The organism is Paenisporosarcina sp. P4_D4 (genome assembly GCF_056401835.1).
This window is the reverse complement of sequence record NZ_JBFUIO010000051.1, coordinates 1-19,100: the sequence shown is the minus strand read 5'-3', so window position 1 is coordinate 19,100 and position 19,100 is coordinate 1. Positions and strand designations below refer to the sequence as shown.

19 protein-coding genes are annotated in these 19,100 nt (G+C 37.6%); 8 read left to right on the top strand and 11 right to left on the bottom strand.

The annotated features are described in order from the left end of the window. Positions 1 to 182: 182 nt before the first annotated feature. The 7 genes from AC1DSL_RS11750 to AC1DSL_RS11720 all read right to left on the bottom strand — a co-directional run bounded on the left by AC1DSL_RS11750 (position 183) and on the right by AC1DSL_RS11720 (position 7,709). A complete protein-coding gene (locus AC1DSL_RS11750; RefSeq protein ID WP_036660158.1) occupies positions 183 to 1,538 on the bottom strand; it encodes an arsenic transporter in 1,356 nt (451 codons plus the stop codon). A gap of 219 nt (positions 1,539 to 1,757) precedes the next feature. Then, positions 1,758 to 2,024: a DUF1292 domain-containing protein gene (locus AC1DSL_RS11745; RefSeq protein WP_016429449.1), complete on the bottom strand. Its 267-nt coding sequence runs from the start codon at positions 2,022 to 2,024 to the stop codon at positions 1,758 to 1,760. 106 nt (positions 2,025 to 2,130) lie between these two features. Beyond that, a complete protein-coding gene (locus AC1DSL_RS11740; protein WP_477532311.1) occupies positions 2,131 to 3,885 on the bottom strand; it encodes an FTR1 family iron permease in 1,755 nt (584 codons plus the stop codon). Continuing rightward, positions 3,860 to 5,134 carry an iron uptake transporter deferrochelatase/peroxidase subunit gene (gene efeB, locus AC1DSL_RS11735; RefSeq protein ID WP_477532310.1) on the bottom strand — a complete coding sequence of 425 codons (1,275 nt, stop codon included), beginning with the start codon at positions 5,132 to 5,134 and terminating at the stop codon, positions 3,860 to 3,862. The genes AC1DSL_RS11740 and efeB overlap by 26 nt, the downstream gene beginning before the upstream one ends. Positions 5,135 to 5,139: 5 nt before the next feature. Beyond that, positions 5,140 to 5,997: an iron uptake system protein EfeO gene (efeO, locus tag AC1DSL_RS11730; protein WP_016429452.1), complete on the bottom strand. Its 858-nt coding sequence runs from the start codon at positions 5,995 to 5,997 to the stop codon at positions 5,140 to 5,142. A gap of 183 nt (positions 5,998 to 6,180) precedes the next feature. After that, positions 6,181 to 6,978, bottom strand: a complete 798-nt coding sequence (locus tag AC1DSL_RS11725; RefSeq protein ID WP_477532309.1) for a DUF4097 family beta strand repeat-containing protein — start codon at positions 6,976 to 6,978, stop codon at positions 6,181 to 6,183. Continuing rightward, positions 6,975 to 7,709 carry an EcsC family protein gene (locus AC1DSL_RS11720; protein WP_016429454.1) on the bottom strand — a complete coding sequence of 245 codons (735 nt, stop codon included), beginning with the start codon at positions 7,707 to 7,709 and terminating at the stop codon, positions 6,975 to 6,977. Before AC1DSL_RS11720 ends, AC1DSL_RS11725 begins: the two co-directional genes overlap by 4 nt. 225 nt (positions 7,710 to 7,934) lie before the next feature. On the opposite strand from AC1DSL_RS11720, the gene AC1DSL_RS11715 reads away from it, so the two are divergent. Next, complete coding sequence (locus AC1DSL_RS11715) at positions 7,935 to 8,228, top strand: hypothetical protein (RefSeq protein ID WP_477532308.1); 294 nt, start codon at positions 7,935 to 7,937, stop codon at positions 8,226 to 8,228. Positions 8,229 to 8,395: 167 nt separating this feature from the next. Then, positions 8,396 to 8,605: an aldehyde dehydrogenase family protein gene (locus tag AC1DSL_RS11710; RefSeq protein WP_477532307.1), complete on the top strand. Its 210-nt coding sequence runs from the start codon at positions 8,396 to 8,398 to the stop codon at positions 8,603 to 8,605. A 287-nt stretch (positions 8,606 to 8,892) separates the two neighbouring features. Here AC1DSL_RS11710 and AC1DSL_RS11705 read toward each other — a convergent pair whose 3' ends face one another. Next, complete coding sequence (locus AC1DSL_RS11705) at positions 8,893 to 9,405, bottom strand: YehS family protein (protein WP_016429457.1); 513 nt, start codon at positions 9,403 to 9,405, stop codon at positions 8,893 to 8,895. Between the two features lie 249 nt (positions 9,406 to 9,654). Continuing rightward, the gene (locus AC1DSL_RS11700; protein WP_016429458.1) at positions 9,655 to 10,272 is read right to left on the bottom strand and encodes a cyclase family protein; all 618 of its coding nucleotides are present in this window, start codon (positions 10,270 to 10,272) and stop codon (positions 9,655 to 9,657) included. A 457-nt stretch (positions 10,273 to 10,729) separates the two neighbouring features. Here AC1DSL_RS11700 and zwf point away from each other — a divergent pair, with 457 nt between their 5' ends. Genes zwf through gndA form a run of 3 tightly spaced genes read left to right on the top strand, consistent with a single transcriptional unit; the run spans position 10,730 to position 14,985 of the window. Then, complete coding sequence (gene zwf / locus AC1DSL_RS11695) at positions 10,730 to 12,175, top strand: glucose-6-phosphate dehydrogenase (protein ID WP_036660259.1); 1,446 nt, start codon at positions 10,730 to 10,732, stop codon at positions 12,173 to 12,175. A gap of 32 nt (positions 12,176 to 12,207) precedes the next feature. Beyond that, positions 12,208 to 13,551 carry a glucose-6-phosphate isomerase gene (locus tag AC1DSL_RS11690; RefSeq protein WP_016429460.1) on the top strand — a complete coding sequence of 448 codons (1,344 nt, stop codon included), beginning with the start codon at positions 12,208 to 12,210 and terminating at the stop codon, positions 13,549 to 13,551. A gap of 18 nt (positions 13,552 to 13,569) precedes the next feature. Continuing rightward, the gene (gene gndA / locus AC1DSL_RS11685; RefSeq protein WP_477532306.1) at positions 13,570 to 14,985 is read left to right on the top strand and encodes an NADP-dependent phosphogluconate dehydrogenase; all 1,416 of its coding nucleotides are present in this window, start codon (positions 13,570 to 13,572) and stop codon (positions 14,983 to 14,985) included. 135 nt (positions 14,986 to 15,120) lie between these two features. On the opposite strand, the gene AC1DSL_RS11680 is transcribed toward gndA, so the two are convergent. Both AC1DSL_RS11680 and AC1DSL_RS11675 read right to left on the bottom strand, forming a co-directional pair. After that, on the bottom strand, positions 15,121 to 15,327 hold the full coding sequence (locus tag AC1DSL_RS11680) for a hypothetical protein (RefSeq protein WP_016429462.1): 207 nt from the start codon (positions 15,325 to 15,327) through the stop codon (positions 15,121 to 15,123). A gap of 414 nt (positions 15,328 to 15,741) precedes the next feature. Continuing rightward, a complete protein-coding gene (locus tag AC1DSL_RS11675) occupies positions 15,742 to 17,112 on the bottom strand; it encodes a DL-endopeptidase inhibitor IseA family protein (RefSeq protein WP_477532305.1) in 1,371 nt (456 codons plus the stop codon). Between the two features lie 420 nt (positions 17,113 to 17,532). Between AC1DSL_RS11675 and AC1DSL_RS11670 the strand changes: the two genes are divergently transcribed. The 3 genes from AC1DSL_RS11670 to AC1DSL_RS11660 are packed head-to-tail and all read left to right on the top strand — an operon-like array spanning position 17,533 to position 18,873. After that, the gene (locus AC1DSL_RS11670; protein WP_016429466.1) at positions 17,533 to 17,874 is read left to right on the top strand and encodes a PadR family transcriptional regulator; all 342 of its coding nucleotides are present in this window, start codon (positions 17,533 to 17,535) and stop codon (positions 17,872 to 17,874) included. Beyond that, positions 17,867 to 18,349, top strand: a complete 483-nt coding sequence (locus AC1DSL_RS11665) for a hypothetical protein (RefSeq protein ID WP_477532304.1) — start codon at positions 17,867 to 17,869, stop codon at positions 18,347 to 18,349. The genes AC1DSL_RS11670 and AC1DSL_RS11665 overlap by 8 nt, the downstream gene beginning before the upstream one ends. After that, positions 18,346 to 18,873: a permease gene (locus AC1DSL_RS11660; RefSeq protein WP_477532303.1), complete on the top strand. Its 528-nt coding sequence runs from the start codon at positions 18,346 to 18,348 to the stop codon at positions 18,871 to 18,873. The genes AC1DSL_RS11665 and AC1DSL_RS11660 overlap by 4 nt, the downstream gene beginning before the upstream one ends. The last annotated feature ends 227 nt before the right edge of the window (positions 18,874 to 19,100 follow it).

The following is a 19,100-nucleotide window of genomic DNA, read 5'->3' as shown; positions in this document are numbered from 1 at the left end:
CTATTACAGTTGGTTAATTTTCTAAATTACTTTTTTGATCCAATTCTGAATTGCAAATTCAAGAAATAAAAAAGAATACATCCATAAACTGAACAGTTTTATGAAAGGTCCTGCTACCTAGACAGCTAATAAGTGACCTCGGAATTGTTCCTGGGTCACTTTATTAGGGGGTACATCGTATTTTATGCAAATACCAATTGTACCCAGTAGAATAATAATAATAAAGTGACAATCGTTGTTGGTGGCACAACCATCAAAGATAAACTTAAATAGTCCTTCCATGTTACATTTAACTTATTTGCTCTGAGAATATTCATCCATATAAGAGAGGCAAGTGTTCCTATAGGTAATAACAATGATCCCATATCACTTCCAATAATGTTTGCGAGATAAATAGTCTTAAGAGTAATGGGTTCAAGTCCCATTTCAGTTAGTGTTATGGTACCAATCATTAATGCTGGATGATTATTAAAAACGTTAGAAAGAATAGAAACTAATCCTCCCATAATAAAGCTCGCTTGAAATAGTCCTTGGTTTACAATTGGTTCGCAAATTTGAACGAGCAACTCAGTTAAACCTATATTGTGCAAACCATAAATAATTACATACATAGAAAAAGCGAAGATGAGAATATGCCAGGGGGTTTTTTTCAAGATATCAATAGGATTTGTTCGTAAGTGATACCATCTCCAAATCAGCAATACAAGCGAGCCGAGTACTGCAACTAGTTCAATCGGAACAGAAACATAAGATGCTACAAATAACAGACAACGTATGACAAAAACAAAAAGTAATATTTTCAGCATAAATTTAGTACGTTGTCGCTTTGTTTCTACATTAACACCTGTTTTTAATGGATGAAATTGTTTAGTAAAAAAACTTTCCTCTATTTCATTTGCAGAGTGAGGTAATTTTTTTGGCAATTTATTTCTAACAACCAAATACATCAAACATGACATAAACAATAATCCCAACGTCGCAGGGACAAACATCATGGCTGTGTGCATATAAAGGCTCATATGAACGATCTTTAAGGCGATCAAGTTCACAATATTACTTACACCAATGGGAGCACTGGATGCAGTTGCAATGAGAGCTCCACTTAATAGATATGGTATTTGTTGATGAGGTTTAAGCCTAAGATTTTTTAGCAGGAGAATTAAAATAGGGGTTGTTATTAAGATGCTTCCATCATTATTAAATAAGAGGGTCATTAAAAAGCATAACAATTGAATATTCCAATATAAACGAGGACCTGATCCTTTTGATAAACTGACAAGTCTTGCAGCTGACCAGTGGAAAAAACCGAAACTTTCCAATATGACTGCCATGACAATCGTTGCCATTATGGTAATTGAGGCTCCACCGATTTTACTAATAATATCCAAGATATCTTCACGTGATACGATGCCGAGTAGTAATATAATTGCGGCCCCAACCGATGCAGGCCATGCTTCATTCATTCCATTAGGTCTCCAGAATATTACTAACATGGTCGTTAGAAACACAAAAACCGTCATTACAATTTCCAAACTCATACATTAACATTAACCTTTCTTCAAAAGTATTTTACTTGAATGTCCGTTTACTTATATATATTCAATCCTATTAAGAAGGAACAGGATATTAGGGCATTATATTTCATGATTTAACTAAGAAATTAGAAAAAGACCTTCTGTAAGTTTTTGAACATACGGAAGGTCTTTTGTAATTCACAAATTATTTTATTTCTATCACAAGTCTAACCGATTTTCTTTTTACTCTTCTTCTTCATAATCTTTGAACGCAGCGGACACACGATCAAATTCTTCATCACTTTCAATCAGGGACAATTGCTCATCATCTTCCACTCTTAAAAAGAAAACATCGATATCCCCTTCAGAATCTTCATCGATTTCATCGGCAAAAGCAACTGCAGCATATTCCACATCATCTAAAGTTAAAGTTCCTAATACTTCAATTTCTTGCTCCTGATCGTTTTCATCCATTAAGGTAAAAATATCTCCAACTTCAATTTTTTCCATTGTTCATTCTCCTCCTAATTAAGTTCAATATTTTCTCATTCTAATTGTATACCCATTTTCGCCAAAAAAACACACGAAACCCTTGATAGGATTTCGTGTTTTCTGGCTAACTCTGTAAACTTGTATTGCTTACAGTTGATGCCATTTTCTTATAGATAATCGTGCCTGCGATTAGAATCAGCAAAATTACCTGACCAGTCAACGTTTCAACTGATGGATAGAAGCCGATGAAATTTATAACTGGTAAATTAGAAATAATATGTGTCGGTAAGACGTTCGTCAATTGCAACGTGTGTAAACTTGCACCGATAATTTTAAAGGCCAATAGGTAAATGAATACAGTAGCTACACCAAAGAACAAATGCAGAGGAATCTTTTTGCTGGCTCTCGCAAAAAAGAATGCCGTCGCAACTAAAATCAAAATCGCAAGGACAATCCCCAATATGAAATCAAACGTCGACATTTTCGGGGCAATTCCCATATAAAACACAACAGTTTCAGCACCTTCTCTGAATACCGTCAGGAAACTTAAAAATGTCATCGACCATACACTTTGCATCGACAATGCGTGTGTCATTTGTTTTGAAATGTAACGGTTCCATGATGTGACGGTAGATTTGCTATGCAGCCAAATGCCAACTCCCAGCATCATAACTGCAGCCGCTATCCCGACATATCCTTCCATTACTTCACGGCTTGTTCCAATTGTTCCTGACTGAAACAACGTGGACATCAATATAGCTGCGATAACACTCACACTGATTCCAGTGCCCGCTCCAACATAAATATAACGCTGCATATCTTGTTGACCTGCTTTTTTCAAGAAAGCTATGAGTGCCGAAATAATCAATAATGCTTCCAATCCTTCACGAAGTAAAATTAGGGCTGAGTCCCAAAAACTATACGTCGTGTCTTGTTGAATGAAATCTATTTGCTGCTTAAAGGAATCTAATTTACCCGTAATTGCAGATGCTTCCACATCGTCACGCAATAAATCACTCACAAGAAGAGGTATACCAGATTCAATTTCACTATACAAGCTGGCATTTTTCGTACGGATTTCTCCTTCAACACCTGGCCAAATTGTGATGAATTTTTTCAACGATTCGGCTGCCTGATTATAGTTTCCTTCTTCAATAGATGCTTTACTTTCATCCAACAAACCTGTCAGCGTCGCCAGTGAATAGTTTCCCGAGACTTCCGCATTCTTCACTTTTCCTGCAACAAAGTCCTGAATCGTTTGATTCAACGATTCAACTTGTTCCTTTAACTTAGTGACATCGAGCTCGTCACCAGCTAAAGAAATTCGCATGAATGACATTTGTGTTTCAATTTGTCCGTATGCTGCGATATTCTGTTCGCGAACAACCCGCTCGTTTTTCGTCCATTTTTTCAGGAAGATGGAATAAGCCTCTTGGATTTCATCTTTATCGCTAGAATMGATTGCTGTTTTCAAATCGTTAAGAGAAGGCTCTACTGCCTTCAGAAAGGCCTCACGATTGGCTTTTTCATCTACTGGATTTTCAGATTTCTCATAAGCTGTCAGGGCTTTTGATAAATCCGTCAATGCGGACAATCGTTTCTCGCTGGTTGTTGCACTCGAAGCTTTTTCTAGCGCTTCATTTACATCCGCGGATTCTTCCCCTTCAGTAATGTTCAGTTGCTTCCAATCCGTTTGAAAAGTCTCAATCGCTTCAGTAGCTTTTGCGTCATCGTCATTTTTTGTGCTCATAATGGCATCAGTAATAGCGATATATAAATGGCCAAAAGACTGTGCAGCAGAGACGTTGTTTTGAGAAGGAACAACGAGCAACATAGTTACTAGACTAAGTATCTTAAAGAATGTTAAAAAGTTGCTCACCGATATAGCTCCCTTTTTGTATACCTGGGAAGCAAGCAAAGACACCGCTACCTCGATGGGTAATATATTCGTTTAGCATATCATCACGTCCCAATGCGCTTTGAATGTTAATAAACTGTTTAGGATTTTTTTGGAATGAAATGAATAACAAGCCCGCGTCATACGCTCCTGTTTCATCAATCAAGCCACTTGAGTAGGAGAAACCTCTTCTCATAATTCGATCCTTCACTTTACGAGCAAGCGCCATATGTGAATTAGCCGGAATGTGAGGATTTCCTTTTTCATCTTTTGCATTTAAATCCACTTCATCAAATTCCTTCTTGCTCCCGAGTGGTGCACCACTATCGCGATGTCTGCCAAAAGTTGCCTCTTGTCCTTGAAGAGAAGTTCGATCCCATGTCTCTAAATGCATTTGGATTTTCCGCACGACTAAATAGGTTCCATTTGTCATCCAGCTTTTCGATTCATTCGGCTGAACCCAAACGACTTCCTTCATGTCAGAAGCACTTTTCGGGCTTGGGTTAACCGTGCCGTCTTTAAATGCAAATAAATTTCGAGGCGTTTCTTTTTTGTTTTTTCGCTTAGGCGTTGAAGTGAATCCAGTTTGCGTCCATTGCAACGAGACTTTTCCTGACGCTGCACGCACTAAATTACGAACTGCATGGAAAGCCACTTGTGGGTCATCGGCACAAGCCTGAATACATATGTCTCCACCTGCGTATTTTTCATCGATTTGATCTTTAGGGAAATGTGGCAATTCTTTCAGTTCAGCCGGACGTTTCAAACCTAGACCTAGCTTCTGGTTATTGAATAATGATGGCCCTACTCCGAACGTTAATGTCAAATTAGAAGCATCCAATCCTTTTGACTCTCCGGTATCTTTAGGTGGCGTAAATCCACCTTTAGAAAGCTCCTCGAGCTGCTCCCCGTTCATTAAACGTACTGCTAATGGAGTCCACATCTTAAACAATTCCTGCAATTCGCTTTGTGATTGAACAAGCACATTCAACGAAGCAAAGTAAACGTGGGATGGTGCATCTGTCGTAATACCCGACTGATGCTTCCCGTAAAATGAAATCTTATTTGTCGCGGTCGAGTCGTCTTCAAGTATTTCAAAGCCGAGTGCTTTCGCCACGTTCCCCATTCCAGAAGCAAAGACAGCCGCTCCAGCTGCACTTGCCCCTGCAATTTTCAACATATCACGTCTTGAAATTTTCTTCTCCAACCACTTTTCATCGTTTGAGGTCATTTTACTCACTCCATTATTATGCCCATTTGACTAAGCGGTTCGCCTAGTTGGTTCACAGCGTCTGATAACAATTTTGTATCCTCTGAAGTCAACTCTTCATATGAAACAAACCCATTGTCGCCTGTTTCGTAATTTGCCAATAGTTCATTTACTGCATCAAATTTTGCTTGCAGGTTCGTCGCTAATTTTTCATCTTTTGCTTCGATTTTTGACTCTAGGATGTGGAAAATTTCTTCCGCACCTTCAATGTTTGCTTTGAAATCATATAAATCGGTGTGAGAGAAAATTTCTTCTTCCCCTGTAATTTTAGAAGTCGATACTTCATTTAAAAGATCCACTGCCCCGGTCATCATCAAGTCTGGTGTTACTTCTACTGTCTCAACACGTGCACGCAATTCTTTTGCGTCTGCTAATAATTGATCAGCTGTTTCTGCGTAACCTTCTGTTGTGTTTTCTACCCAAAGGCCGTATTCGATTTTATGGTAACCAGTCCAATCTTCTTTGCCTTTACCTTCTTCTTCAAGGTCTGCCAGGCGAGCATCGATACGAGGATCTAAATCTCCGAAACTTTCAGCAATTGGTTCCGAGCGCTCAAAGTACATACGGGCAAGCGGGTAAAGTGCTTTTGCTTCTTCAATGTCTCCTGCTTTTACTGCCTCAACAAATTTTTCTGTCTCTATGACAAATTGATCCATTTGCTCAATCGCAAATTCTTTATATGTATCAACTTCGTTTTGTAAGTCTACAGTTTCTGAAGCAGTTTCTGAAGCCGCTTCAGGCTTCGTAGCTTCTTCTTTTTCTGCGCAGCCAACTAAAGAAGTGCTAAGTAGCACGAATGATAAAAACGTCGCAATTTTTTTCATGATAATCCTTCTTTCTTTTTGTTTATCTACTTTAACAATGATAATCATTATCAATGAGAAGTCAAGGGAAGTTTATGGGATATCTTGAAGGAAACGTTGCATAATACATATTTGATATATAAAACACGAAAATCCCTGAGGATCTTCGTGTTCTCTGCAATCTTGGGCGTACTATACCCCTTCTTATTTCGTTACAGTTATTGGACCATTATCTGTTCTCAACTTAATCAAAGATTTCCCATTGCCGTACGTCACATAGCTGTCTTTATCACCAAAGATGTTCACTATTCCATTATCCGTTTTAGCGTCAATCCTTGTATTTTTCGGTTCAGATTCAGTTTTAACCTCAATGCTACCGTTGTCTGTTTCTAAATCAATCGGCCATTCTATCTTATTTGTAATCAAGGAGATTTTCCCGTTATCCGTAGAGCCATTAATTTCCCCTTGGACATGGTCCAAAATAATTTTGCCATTATCGCTTTCAACCTTAACTGTTTTGGCTTCAACTTCCTTAACTTGTATCTGGCCATTGTCTGTCTCAAGCACTACCTTCTCGACCTGTAAATTTTCTACCATGATACGTCCATTGTCACTCTTTACTTGGAGGTCTTTATATTGTTTTTCCGGCACATTGACAGTGAGTTTCAAGTCACCTGTATGAAAATTGAACAAAKATAAAAATCGACGTTTCTGTTTTAGTTGAACGGTAAGTGTATCCCCTTTTACATCTACATTAAAAATGTATTTCTTCTTTTTATTAGCACCTGTATATTCAACAGTGGCTTCTGAGCTTTTGGTCGGTACAATAATCACTTCCGCATTGTTTGTTGTAACTTCAATGTTTGTAAATGATGAATCTTCTTGAACTGTCTTATTGTCGCTCCCGGCAATCACTTTCATTGTATTGAACATGAACGTCATGCCACCTGCAATCACAATCAATAGAATTAATGAAATGACGAGTTTATTTTTGAAAATCATCGTGTGTCTGCTCCCTTTTCTTTATCTTGCATTAAACGTAATCTGTATGAATTCATTGCGCATTCTCCGAGTTGATCGAGCAGATTGTAATTTGCAAATGCACCAACAACCGCTCCTATACCAGGCAGCATTTGAAACATTTTCACTAAATCGATGTAGTCACGGTATTCCTGTTGAAATTCTCGCCAATCCATGTCTGCGACTAAAGATTTCTGTTCCTCCCAGTTTTCAATAATACTCAATGTTTTTTTTCGCTTTTCTTCGCTTGAAAAGGCCAACAGAAAAATATGCAGGATAAAGAGACGTTCCTCTGGTTTAGTTGTATCAAATCCATACACAGATGCAGCTTCAAACAAAAACTTCATTTTAATGGATAACAGCAGTGGAAAGTCGGCAATTCCCAGAAGTATTCCCCCAGCACCTGTTCCCGCTCCTTCAATCGTCGCCGTTTTTCTAAACGTGGAAAGCTTTTGCTTAAATAGTTCGTCTCGCTCATAAAGACTTAATTCCGTTGATAACTGTTTTTTCGTCGTAATGTTCGATCCTGCGAGCGTTGCTTTCACCATGTTTTTTATGCTTTCAGTCATCACTTTATGAAATTTTTCTGGAAGAAGGCCATTGATTCTCATCTGTGCATTCTTGGATATTCGGCTTATGAGACCGGATTGTCTTGTCATTTTCCGCTTCCAAATTATCAGTTCTTGTTCAACCTTTATCGTATAATCCACCAATTGTTCACCCCTTCTCTACTCACAAGCATTTATATCATTCCATTAAGTTTAGCCTTTTCATCAAGTATTCAAAATGAACCTAGGGAGTGTTTACTTCTACGTCTTGAGGCTTAGTAGCGGCTGAAAAACATCAAATAACAGTTTTAGAACCCCCCTCCCCTTCAATGAATAAATACACCCCAAAAACACATACTATATGTATGTCAAAAAAATAGGAGATTTAAAATGATATATAAATATTTTAAGGATTCTTCGGGCGAATATTTAGGAATTAGAGAAGAATACACATACTACGTGTTCATTCCTGTTAATAAAAATAATGAAGAAATAATTACTTTAACCGAGAATGCGAAATATAAAATTAACGATCATTATCAAAAAAATAAAGAAGAAATCCATCAAATGAAAATGTATTTAGATGAAGATCCAAGCATAGTAGACAGAATTAATGCGATTAAAAATTATCAAAGTATCTTTTCCATCAGTCACGAAAAATTCCTTTCTTCATACCCTGGTTAATCAATGAAAGCAGCTTGATATTTTTCCGGTGTATGATGAATATCCGAATATGAGAAATAAACAACAACGTTATATCATAGTTCAAGAACAGCTGAAATTGCATTTTCAGCTACTGTTTTCTGTAAGTTGTGTTGATTCTATGATTATTGAAAGGATATAAAACACTTATGCAGCCGATGCTCGTTCTAGAAGCAGGTTATAAGGATCCAGTCGTTGTAGAGAAGCAGTACGGTCCAGTCGTGCCGGTCTTGCCGTATGATTCCGAGGAGCAAGTCATTGCCGAAGCGAATGACAGCATCTATGTCCAAACGTCATCCGTCTGGGGCGAACATGAGCATGCGACTTGTGTTGCCCGGCTTCGATATCCGCCGGCGTGAAACAGTCAGGTATGTGCCGGGAGTTCGGTTCTGGCTCCTTCAAGGCTTATGTAGAAGAACACGTACTGACTGTTCCTAAATCAGGTGAGCTTCCTGATATTCCTGAATAAAAAACACAAAAAAATGGCCTTGGATTGTCCAAGAGCCATTTTTTCAATTTGATTTAATTTATTAAGACATCATTCTATTTTATAAAGTCGAAACCGAGCAGAACAAAAAAGACGATTGATATTCAGGTGGATTTTTCCTCGAATCCACTAAATAAACGTTTTCGGTTATTACCATTCCTACACTCTATATTTAATAGCTAGTCCTTTTAAGAAATTACGGGCGTATTTATCCCCGCACTCTTTATAATTTTTGTGTCCTTCTTTTCTCAATAAAGCGCCTAACTCGCCTTTTGTTACAGTGACGCCTGCGCTTTCTAATATGTCGAGCATATCCTCACTTGTTAATTCAAGTGCGATTTTCAACTTCTTCAGAAGAAGGTTATTCACTCTTTCATTGGTTATTGCAGGTCTTTCAGGTTGCCCCGGTTTCGGCTCTTGTTTTCCTCTTTTAAACGTAACAAATCCATTTAAAAATGACTCCATCATCACATTATCACATTTAATATTTTCTTCATTCTCGTCATCATCATAATCAATTTCATCATAATAATCGTCTTTAGATTTTGTGAGAATCAGCAACACTTCTTCTTTTGTAAATTCCATGCCACCCAGTTTAAATATCTCAACCATATCTTTATTTTTTATGTCCAGAGCATATCTTAGTCTGATTAAAATATCATTATTATCCATCAATAAACCTCCTGTCACATTGCCTGTTTATACGGCTACACGCATTCTATTTCACCCTTATGATAGCACAAAAAATTAACTTTAATTCAAATATCCCTATGCTTCACTCCCTTATATAGTTTCACCACGGAAGAAAAGGCCATCMACTAGTTCAGTAAACTGGTGAAAAGCCTTTTATAATCTTTACTACATTCATACATCGAATCTAGACTTAATAATAAATTTCAAAATGGTTAAAAACAGAGAAGTTTAGCTTAGCCCTTCAAATAGCAACACTCTTGCAGGTGAAGCGTCTGTACCCATTAATTTTAATGGTGCTGCCACCATAAAATATTGTCCTTGCTCAATTTCCTTTAAGCGAAGTCCTTCTATTATAATGATGTTATTTGCAAATAACGTTTTATGCGTTGGATGCCCTTCTTGGCTTCTTTCGATTCCAAGTGCATCAATTCCAATCCCTCGAATACCTACCTCAGAAAGATATTCTGCACCATCTTGTGCGAGGAAAATAAAATCAAAATTAAATGTTTCCTCAAATGAATTTTTCGTTTTTAATAAAACAAAATCGCCCTTTTGAATGTCAAACCCTTCTAAGTCCGCTTTTGAAACTCCATTTTCCACTTCAGTTAAATCGAATACTTTACACTGTCCTACAAGATTGTCTAATGGAATCGTTTCAAACGTATCACCATCAGTGACCATGTGTAGTGGGGCATCGATATGTGTTCCTGTATGTACGTCGAAATCAAGCCGTGTTTCAGTCACATATCCATTTGTTATTGTATTTAATTTTGGTTGTTTTTCCGGTTTGTTCTTGTACACGGTCATTCCTTCATAAATTGCACCTGTTACATCATGCATTTTCATATATAATCAACCTTTCCACTATCCAATATATTTTCTAGTTATAAAGCTATCCTCGCATGTCATTTGTGAAATTGTCTAGTGAAACTGCTTTGTTCTCTATAAACATGGCTTTACTATAGGATCTATTAAATGATGTTGTTATTCGTAACTGAACTGGGAAGACCACGCAGTGAGGACGATGTTAATTCGAAGGTTTCTTTGTTCACTCAATTTCGCTTATGTATCTTAATTCCTCCCTTTATGAGCAAACTAAAGTATACTTTTATACACTATTTGTTTTTAATGTGCGTACTTACATAATTCGGATGAAGTTAGTATACTGAGAACTGATTATCAGTAATGGTTTAAACAAAATACTGATTGTAAAAGTTGGAGGTAATTGAATATGAGGAACGATAATCTCGAAGAAGGATTTGACCTGAAAGATCGTTTACTTGATTTCCAAGAAGAATGGTTTATGCAAGACATGACCTTTGTTTTATTTGGAGCAACAGGAGACTTAGCACAACGAAAATTATTTCCTGCTTTATATAATTTACACCTTGATGGTAAATTACCCGATACCATTTCTATAGTTGCTTTAGGCAGAAACTATTTTTCAAACGAAGAGTTTCAGTCCAAAGTGGAAAAAGCGCTTCAAGCTTATTCTAGAAGAGCTACACAACCATCTGGTTTGCAAGATTTTTTAACCAAATTTCGGTACTGTTCATTTGATGCGACAGACAAAGATTCCTATCAACATTTGAACGAGCTCATTGAAAACAGAGAAAATGAGTTAGGTATTCCACAAAACCGACTATTCTATTTGTCTGTTGCCCCAAGTCTGGTTGATGTTATTACGTCAACTCTTAATTCAAGTGGAATATGCCAAAACAATGGATGGAAGCGTCTCATAGTGGAAAAACCATTTGGAAGTGATTTAGAGACGGCAAGACAATTAAATAAAAACTTGAGCAAGACTTTCAGCGAAGATGAAATCTACAGAATTGATCACTATCTAGGAAAACCAATGGTCCAAAATCTTGAAACCTTAGTTTTGGCCAATCCAGCACTGAAATCATTACTAGATCGTAAACAAATTTCGAATGTCCAAATTACAGCAAGTGAAACTGTTGGGGTTGAAACTCGGGCTGATTATTACGATCGAGCAGGAGCCATTCGTGATATGGTTCAGAACCATCTTCTTCAGTTAGTTATGATGACAGCCATTCACCTTCCAGAGAAAATAACGGCAGAAGAAATTCGAGTGAAAAAGATGGAAATTATTGAATCTCTTCGACCAATCCTGAAAGAACATGCATACCAGGATGTTGTCCGCGGTCAGTACGAATTTGGAGAGATTCAAGGTACTCCAGTTTATGGCTATAAAGAAGAGCCTGGTGTTGATGGTTCCTCAAAAAATGATACTTATTTCGCGGCTCGCTTATATATTGATAATCCATCTTGGAGTGGAATACCTTTTTATATACGCACTGGGAAAAGAATGAATGAGAAGTCTACACGGATTGTCATTGAGTTTAAGAACAAGATGAAAGATTCAGATTTGCTACAAGGAATCACTCCGAATTTATTAATCCTCGAGATTAGTCCAAACGAAAGTATTTCTTTACGGGTGAACATGAAAGATCCTTCTAGTAATCGTTTTGAACCTGCATGGATTAACTTCTCGACCAATTCGGAAAGTCAGCCGGAAGCATATGAACTTCTTCTATTTGATGCAATGCTCGGTAATGCAACCTTCTTCTCCCATTGGAAAGAAGTCGAATTATCATGGAAGTGGATCCAACCGTTATTGGAAGCATTTCAGGAGGATCTGTTGCCTTTATATTCTTATCCTGCAGGCTCAACAGGTCCAGATGAGGCAAACCAACTATTGCTATCCGATGAAATTAAGTGGTGGTAGAAAAAAGTAAAAATCAAAAGGAGTGACGAAATATGACAGTTTCATTTGATTTCACCAATGTTTTATCGTTCATGAAAAACAGTGAACTTGAAAATCTAAGTGAATTTGTAAAACAATCGCATAATCAAATTCACCAACAAACAGGACCAGGTTCTGACTACTTAGGGTGGGTTAACTGGCCACTTACCTACGATAAAGAGGAATTTGCCCGAGTGAAGCATGCTGCTAAACGAATTCAACAACAGTCAGACGCGCTGATAGTTATTGGTATTGGTGGCTCTTATCTAGGGTCTAAGGCAGCCATAGAGGCTTTAGCACATACGTTTCATAATCAAGTCAAAGAGAATACACAAATATATTTTGCTGGACATAATATTAGCTCGACCTACATCGAACATTTACTACAAGTGTTAGAGGGAAAAGACATTTCTATTAATATTATTTCCAAATCAGGGACAACTACAGAGCCTGCTTTAGCATTCCGTATTTTCCGCACATTTATGGAGAAGAAGTATGGGAAAGAAGAGGCAAAGAATCGAATTTATGTGACTACCGATCAGAGCAAGGGTGCTCTTCGGAAGCTTGCGGTCGAAGAAGGTTACGAAACATTTGTTATTCCGGACAACATAGGGGGACGTTACTCAGTTCTGACGCCTGTTGGTTTACTGCCAATCGCAGTAGCTGGTCTTAATATTGACCAAGTGATGGATGGAGCAAAAGCTGCATACCACAAATATAATGATCCCGTTCTTGCTACAAATGAGAGTTACCAATATGCCGCAGTAAGAAATATTTTCTATAATAAAGGGAAATCAATAGAATTGTTTGTAAGCTATGAGCCTCGTCTGCACTTTGTAGCGGAATGGTGGAAACAGCTTTTCGGAGAAAGTGAAGGGAAAGATGAAAAAGGTCTCTTCCCAGCTTCAGTTAACTTCTCAACGGATTTACATTCGATGGGCCAGTATGTTCAAGAAGGGCGTCGTCTTTTCATAGAAACAGTTCTACAGGTAAAAAACTCTTCAATCGAACGTATCATTCAAGAGGACGTCGACAATATGGACGGTCTGAATTTCTTAACTGGAAAAACAATGGATGAAGTGAACAAAAAGGCAGCACTCGGAACTACCCTCGCTCACATCGATGGAGGTGTTCCAAATTTGTTAATAGAGCTAGACGAACTCAATGAATTCACCTTTGGGGAAATGGTCTATTTCTTCGAAAAAGCTTGTGCAATAAGTGGAACTTTACTCGGTGTAAATCCATTTGACCAGCCAGGAGTTGAAGCTTACAAAAATAATATGTTTGCGTTACTTGGCAAAGATGGTTTTGAAAAAGAAAAAGAAGAACTAGAGAACCGCCTATCCATATTAGGTTAAAAGGAATGAGGTAAGGATATGATGAAACAACAAATCGGTGTTATTGGTTTAGGCGTGATGGGATTGAATCTTGCGCTCAATATGGAAAGTAAAGGCTTTTCGGTATCTGTCTATGATTACTGGACAGATAGAACAGAAGAATTATCCAACAAAGAAGCGAAGGATAAAAATATTCACGGTACTTACAGCATAGAAGATTTCGTCGCTTCATTAGAAACACCACGTAAAATATTATTGATGGTTAAAGCTGGAGATACAACGGATACGGTCATTGAGTCTCTTATCCCTCACCTTCAACAAGGCGATATTATTATGGACGGCGGAAATTCATTCTTTGAAGACACGAATAGACGTACAGCTAACTTAAAAGAAGTAGGTCTACATTTCATTGGTGCCGGAGTTTCGGGTGGAGAAGAAGGAGCTCGTAACGGCCCTTCTATTATGCCAGGCGGATCAAAAGAAGCTTATGAACAGGTTGAACCAATTCTTAATGCCATTTCTGCTAAAGTTGATGGAACTCCTTGCAGTACCTACATGGGACCTGATGGGGCAGGACATTATGTGAAGATGGTTCATAACGGAATTGAGTATGGAGATATGCAACTGATCTCTGAAGCTTATTTCATCATGAAACATGCTCTTGGTCTTTCAACTCAGGTATTGCATGAAATATTTGCTGAGTGGAACAAAGGCGAGCTTGATAGCTATCTTATCGAAATCACTGCGGACATTTTCACTAAGATCGATGAAGAAAGCGGAAATCCACTCGTTGATCAGATTTTAGATGTTGCCGGCCAAAAAGGGACAGGAAAATGGACAAGTCAAAATGCTCTGGATTTGGGTGTTTCTCTCCCAATCGTTACAGAGTCCGTATTTGCACGATTTATTTCTTCTGTTAAGGAAGAGCGCGTTGCAGCAAGCAAAATACTTAAAGGCCCTGAGTCGAAAAAGTATGCAGGGGATTCAAAAGAATTGATTGAAGCGATTCGTAAAGCTTTGTATATGAGCAAAATTTGTTCATATGCACAAGGATTTGCTCAAATGCGTGCAGCATCCGAGGAGTATGGTTGGAACATTCCTTATGGGGATGTAGCTATGATTTTCCGCGGAGGTTGTATCATTCGTGCACAGTTCTTACAAAAGATTAAAGAAGCTTTTGACAAGAACAGCGACTTGCCTAACCTATTAGTTGATCCGTACTTCCAAGAAATCGTAGGAGAATATCAGAGTTCCCTTCGCGAAGTACTAGGCTTAGCAATTCAACAAGGCATTCCAACGCCTGCTTTCTCAAGTGCATTAGCTTACTATGATAGCTATCGTACTGAGACATTGCCAGCCAATCTTATCCAAGCACAGCGCGATTACTTTGGTGCACATACCTACCAACGTACAGACAAAGATGGCGTATTCCATACTGAATGGTCAGCTAAATAACGATAAACAAAAAGCATCTGTTGCCGAAACAACTCAGAATCGTTTCGGCAGCTGATGCTTTTTCATGTCGATTGTACGTTTTATGYGAAAACAAAAAAATGCCCGTAAAGACATTCTGAGTTTTAAAATATTTTATTAGAATGTCAATTCAACTGAAATCAGCTCTTTACCACTACTTTCGTAGATTTCTCCATTCCCCAAAACAACTTCGAATGGTGAATCTTTTTCATTAACTTCTTTTAAATGAATGACTACATCCCAAACGACTATATCCCAATATCCTGAGCTTGCAACAGGGAGGGCAATTTGATCACCATTCTTAAATTTAAGAATCACCTTCACCTTTTTCTCCCCCCTCCCGTTTTACTATTATTCTACGTAAGGAAATCGATTTTATTTAGGTAAACAAAAAGAACGCCCAGGTGGACGTCCTCTAAGTCGTGTTATTTCAACACTGTATCTATTTTTTATGGTTTAACATGATAGAGCATCATTAAAGATATTTCACCTCTGAAAAGTTTTTAATAAGTAGGGATTCATCTATATGATTCCCTGTTCTCTTATCAACATAAGTATTTTTTTCATAATTCTCCCCCCTTAACTCTTTAATCTAACCCTCACCGTTAGTTCAATAAGAAAAAGCTGCTCATTCATTATTATGAGTGCATACTTGTTTCGGGTTGGTTCTGCGCTCCCTACAAAAAAAGAATCCGGAACAGGTAGCGAGGGATGCCTGTTCCGGAACATGGTTAAAAATTATTGCCAGCTGACCGTGCCGATGCGGTCAATCTTGAATTGCATAGAACCCGTCGGCTGGATATAGAAATACATCAAGTTTTCACCGTTTACAAGTGGGCCTTTATAGCCTGGGGCAAGTTGGGCAGTGAATTTTACCAGGAATTCCACTTGGTTGTCGCTGCGGTTTACTTCAGTCATTTTTTGGAATTCGACTTTTTTGATGCCTTTTCTGAATTCTTCCACATTGAATGTGGAAGAGGCCAGGAATTGTTCTTTTACTACTTTGGCATCAACCAGCAGATAATTGAAGAAGATGAAAGCAGGATTCACATTGCCAGGAATGTCGAGATCACAGTATGGAGCTTTGCTTACTCTCCACCCCGCCTTGTCTTCGAACTGGTATTCGACGATGTACATAAGCACATCACCTGATTCGCCAAATGGCACAGTTACGCGATAGAACTTCGTGTCTTTCACCGTTTTTATGAATTCGACTTTTGATTTTGCCCATTGAGCCGTCGAACCTCCGTCCGCTTCCAATTGGGCGAGTTTGCCTTTGTATTCGATTATTCCACGCTCTTTGAAGAATTGCTCTGCAAGGGCAGGCGTCATGGATTGTTTCAAGTAAGCTATCAGTTCATATTTCGTGTCTATGTCGCTGGATAGATAACGGTAAGTTTTACCGTCGTGGCTGAATGTTTTGTATTCGCCTTCACGGTAAGCGCCGCCCTTTTGGATATAACTTTCCGCTTTACCATATTTCGTTGCCAGGTCCAAAGCTAGTGCATCGTTCATGACATTGTTGATATCAAGTATAGGTTCCTTGCTAATCCGCCATCCGATTTTTTTGGTGTATTTATACTCCACGATATAGCTTTGCGTGGTCTTTGAATCCCCAACAGGAACCGTCAAACGAAATACTTTTGACTTGCTTTCGGATTTGATTAGTTGAGCTGTGGCTTTTGTCCAGTTCAGCAAAGAACCACCATCAGCCTCGACTTGCGCAAGTTTTCCATTGTATGAAATAATCCCTTGGTTTTTGATGAATTGTTCTGCTGCAGCTGGTTCAAGTGATTTCCCAAGCAGGGCGAGCAGCTCTTTTTTCGTATCGATTGAAGAGGACAAAAAACGGTACGTCATTCCATTTTGCTTGAATGTTTTGTACTCGCCGTTTTTATAATCCCCACCACGCTGTACGAACGCCGAAGTTTTGCTCCATTCCACTGCAAGACTTACTGCTTGGTTTGTTGTGAAATCAATCTTTTTATTGTGAACTGGCTGCATGATTTTTGAGTATTCAGTGGCTGATGCAGCATTATTTTGAAACAATGGGACGATGGTCAATGCAGCTGTTAATCCGAGGCATAACATTGTTTTTCCTTTTTTCATTTTTAATTTTACCCCCATTTTTTGTTTTTATTTCCAACATTTTCTTAGACGAATAATGTTGGCATACAGTTTCACTAATTAAAAAATAATTTTTATATTTCCGTTTTTTCTATTTCACTTCAAACGTTCTAGCTCTGGAAATAATGACTGAGACAGGAACAGATCTAGATGGTACCGAAAGCTTTTTATGGAAAATGGCCATGTCACAAAGCGACGCAACAAAAATTATCTTTTTGCACGTTACGAAAGACATGAAAAAAGAGGTCACCATTAAGTTAAAAAACTTATGGAAGACCTCTAAATTTTTTTAAAAAAAGAACGTACTTTCGGTAACATATTACTGTTGATGACAGTATACTGTTATTAACAGTAAAAGTTGCTGGAAAAAATTTCAGATTTATATTAGGAGGTTATAATTTCATGAAACATACAGGGAGACATACAGGTGCATTTCTTTTGCTGTTTTTAACAGAGGGTGATAGCTATGGCGGGAGACTTCTGCAGAAATGTGAAGAAGAGCTTCCCCTCAATCCAATAGATAGTGCCATCTTATATCGCACATTAAAAACATTAGAGAAAGAAGGTGCTGTTGAGTCTTATTTGGACACATCTAATCAAGATAAGCCGATGAAAATGTACAAAATTACTACAGTTGGAAAAAGAAAATTAGAAGATTTTCAAATAGATATCGAAGAAAAAATTAAGAATTTATCATTTTTCTTAAATAAATACAAAAAATGGAGGGAGTCTAATCATGATTAATGGTGCTATCCTTTACGGTATAGCTATTATTCTTATCAGCATTTCTTTTATAAAAGATCGAAATAAAACAAAAGATGCTCTATTAAAGTCATTGAAAACCTTTCGTAATATTATACCTGACATGTTATCAATTATGCTTTTTGTTGGACTATCACTATCTATTTTAACTCCATCCTTAATTTCTTCAATCCTTGGAGAAAAATCTGGATTGATAGGTATTATTTATTCGACATTAATTGGATCTATTGCACTAGTTCCTAGCTTTGTTGTATTTCCTCTTGGACATACGTTAGTCCAAAATGGTGCAGGACTCCCTCAAGTAGCTGTATTAATGTCTACATTAATGTCCGTAGGAATCACAACTTTACCTATGGAGCAAAAGATATTTGGACGTAGCTTCGCCTATTCTCGCAACGCATCTGCATTGTTAATGTCTCTAATATTTTCATATATTATTTGGCTGGTGATGGTATGAATATATTAAAAAGATATMGTTTCTTTTTGATTTTATTATCTGGGCTAATTATCCTTACTTTTATAAACCAATCCGTGGGATGGAATGCATTTCAATTAACAGGAAAAAGCATTTTAGATATGCTGATTCTACTCCCTCCTGTCTTAATATTCGTAGGCTTGCTTGACAAATGGGTGGAGAAAGAAACACTAATTAAATATATGGGAGAAAAATCCGGCATCTATGGCATTTTGTTCTCCCTATTATTAGGAGTAATTGCAGCTGGTCCCCTCTACGTAGCTTTTCCAATTGCGGCACTTTTATTAAAAAAAGGGGCAGGCATACGGTACATTGTATTTTTTTTAGGAGTTTGGACAACCGCAAAATTACCAGTTATTATATATGAATTTGCTTCATTTGGAGTTAAATTTACACTCATTCACATATGTTTTGGTTTATTATTTTTCTATTTAATGGGTATTATTTTCGAGAAATTTTATGACCATCGACAATTGTTAAATTGTGATATAACTAAAGAAGTTTAGATTTAGATCAATAAGTCTTTAATCCCTCAATTCCAGATTCTTTTGCTACACACAGGAGCCCCTTTAGTTCAATAAGTTCAACAAAAAATACGTTAATCCTTCTTTCTATAACCTTAACACCTAAACAAAAAACGCCAAAAACCCTTATATATCAAGGGTTTTTGGCATTATAGGAATGGTGGGTTATTTGCGTTAAAACGGTACATGCGGAGCATACCTGTAAATAC

Excerpts from the sequence above, each read along its gene's own strand:
- AC1DSL_RS11690 (WP_016429460.1), top strand. The coding sequence starts at position 12,208 with ATGACAGTTTCATTTGATTTCACCAATGTTTTATCGTTCATGAAAAAC.
- gndA (WP_477532306.1), top strand. The coding sequence starts at position 13,570 with ATGATGAAACAACAAATCGGTGTTATTGGTTTAGGCGTGATGGGATTG.
- zwf (WP_036660259.1), top strand. The coding sequence starts at position 10,730 with ATGCAAGACATGACCTTTGTTTTATTTGGAGCAACAGGAGACTTAGCA.
- AC1DSL_RS11700 (WP_016429458.1), bottom strand. The coding sequence starts at position 10,272 with ATGAAAATGCATGATGTAACAGGTGCAATTTATGAAGGAATGACCGTG.
- AC1DSL_RS11715 (WP_477532308.1), top strand. The coding sequence starts at position 7,935 with ATGATATATAAATATTTTAAGGATTCTTCGGGCGAATATTTAGGAATT.
- AC1DSL_RS11710 (WP_477532307.1), top strand. The coding sequence starts at position 8,396 with ATGCAGCCGATGCTCGTTCTAGAAGCAGGTTATAAGGATCCAGTCGTT.
- AC1DSL_RS11665 (WP_477532304.1), top strand. The coding sequence starts at position 17,867 with ATGATTAATGGTGCTATCCTTTACGGTATAGCTATTATTCTTATCAGC.
- efeB (WP_477532310.1), bottom strand. The coding sequence starts at position 5,134 with ATGACCTCAAACGATGAAAAGTGGTTGGAGAAGAAAATTTCAAGACGT.
- AC1DSL_RS11750 (WP_036660158.1), bottom strand. The coding sequence starts at position 1,538 with ATGAGTTTGGAAATTGTAATGACGGTTTTTGTGTTTCTAACGACCATG.
- AC1DSL_RS11745 (WP_016429449.1), bottom strand. The coding sequence starts at position 2,024 with ATGGAAAAAATTGAAGTTGGAGATATTTTTACCTTAATGGATGAAAAC.
- AC1DSL_RS11675 (WP_477532305.1), bottom strand. The coding sequence starts at position 17,112 with ATGAAAAAAGGAAAAACAATGTTATGCCTCGGATTAACAGCTGCATTG.
- AC1DSL_RS11670 (WP_016429466.1), top strand. The coding sequence starts at position 17,533 with ATGAAACATACAGGGAGACATACAGGTGCATTTCTTTTGCTGTTTTTA.
- efeO (WP_016429452.1), bottom strand. The coding sequence starts at position 5,997 with ATGAAAAAAATTGCGACGTTTTTATCATTCGTGCTACTTAGCACTTCT.
- AC1DSL_RS11705 (WP_016429457.1), bottom strand. The coding sequence starts at position 9,405 with ATGGATAATAATGATATTTTAATCAGACTAAGATATGCTCTGGACATA.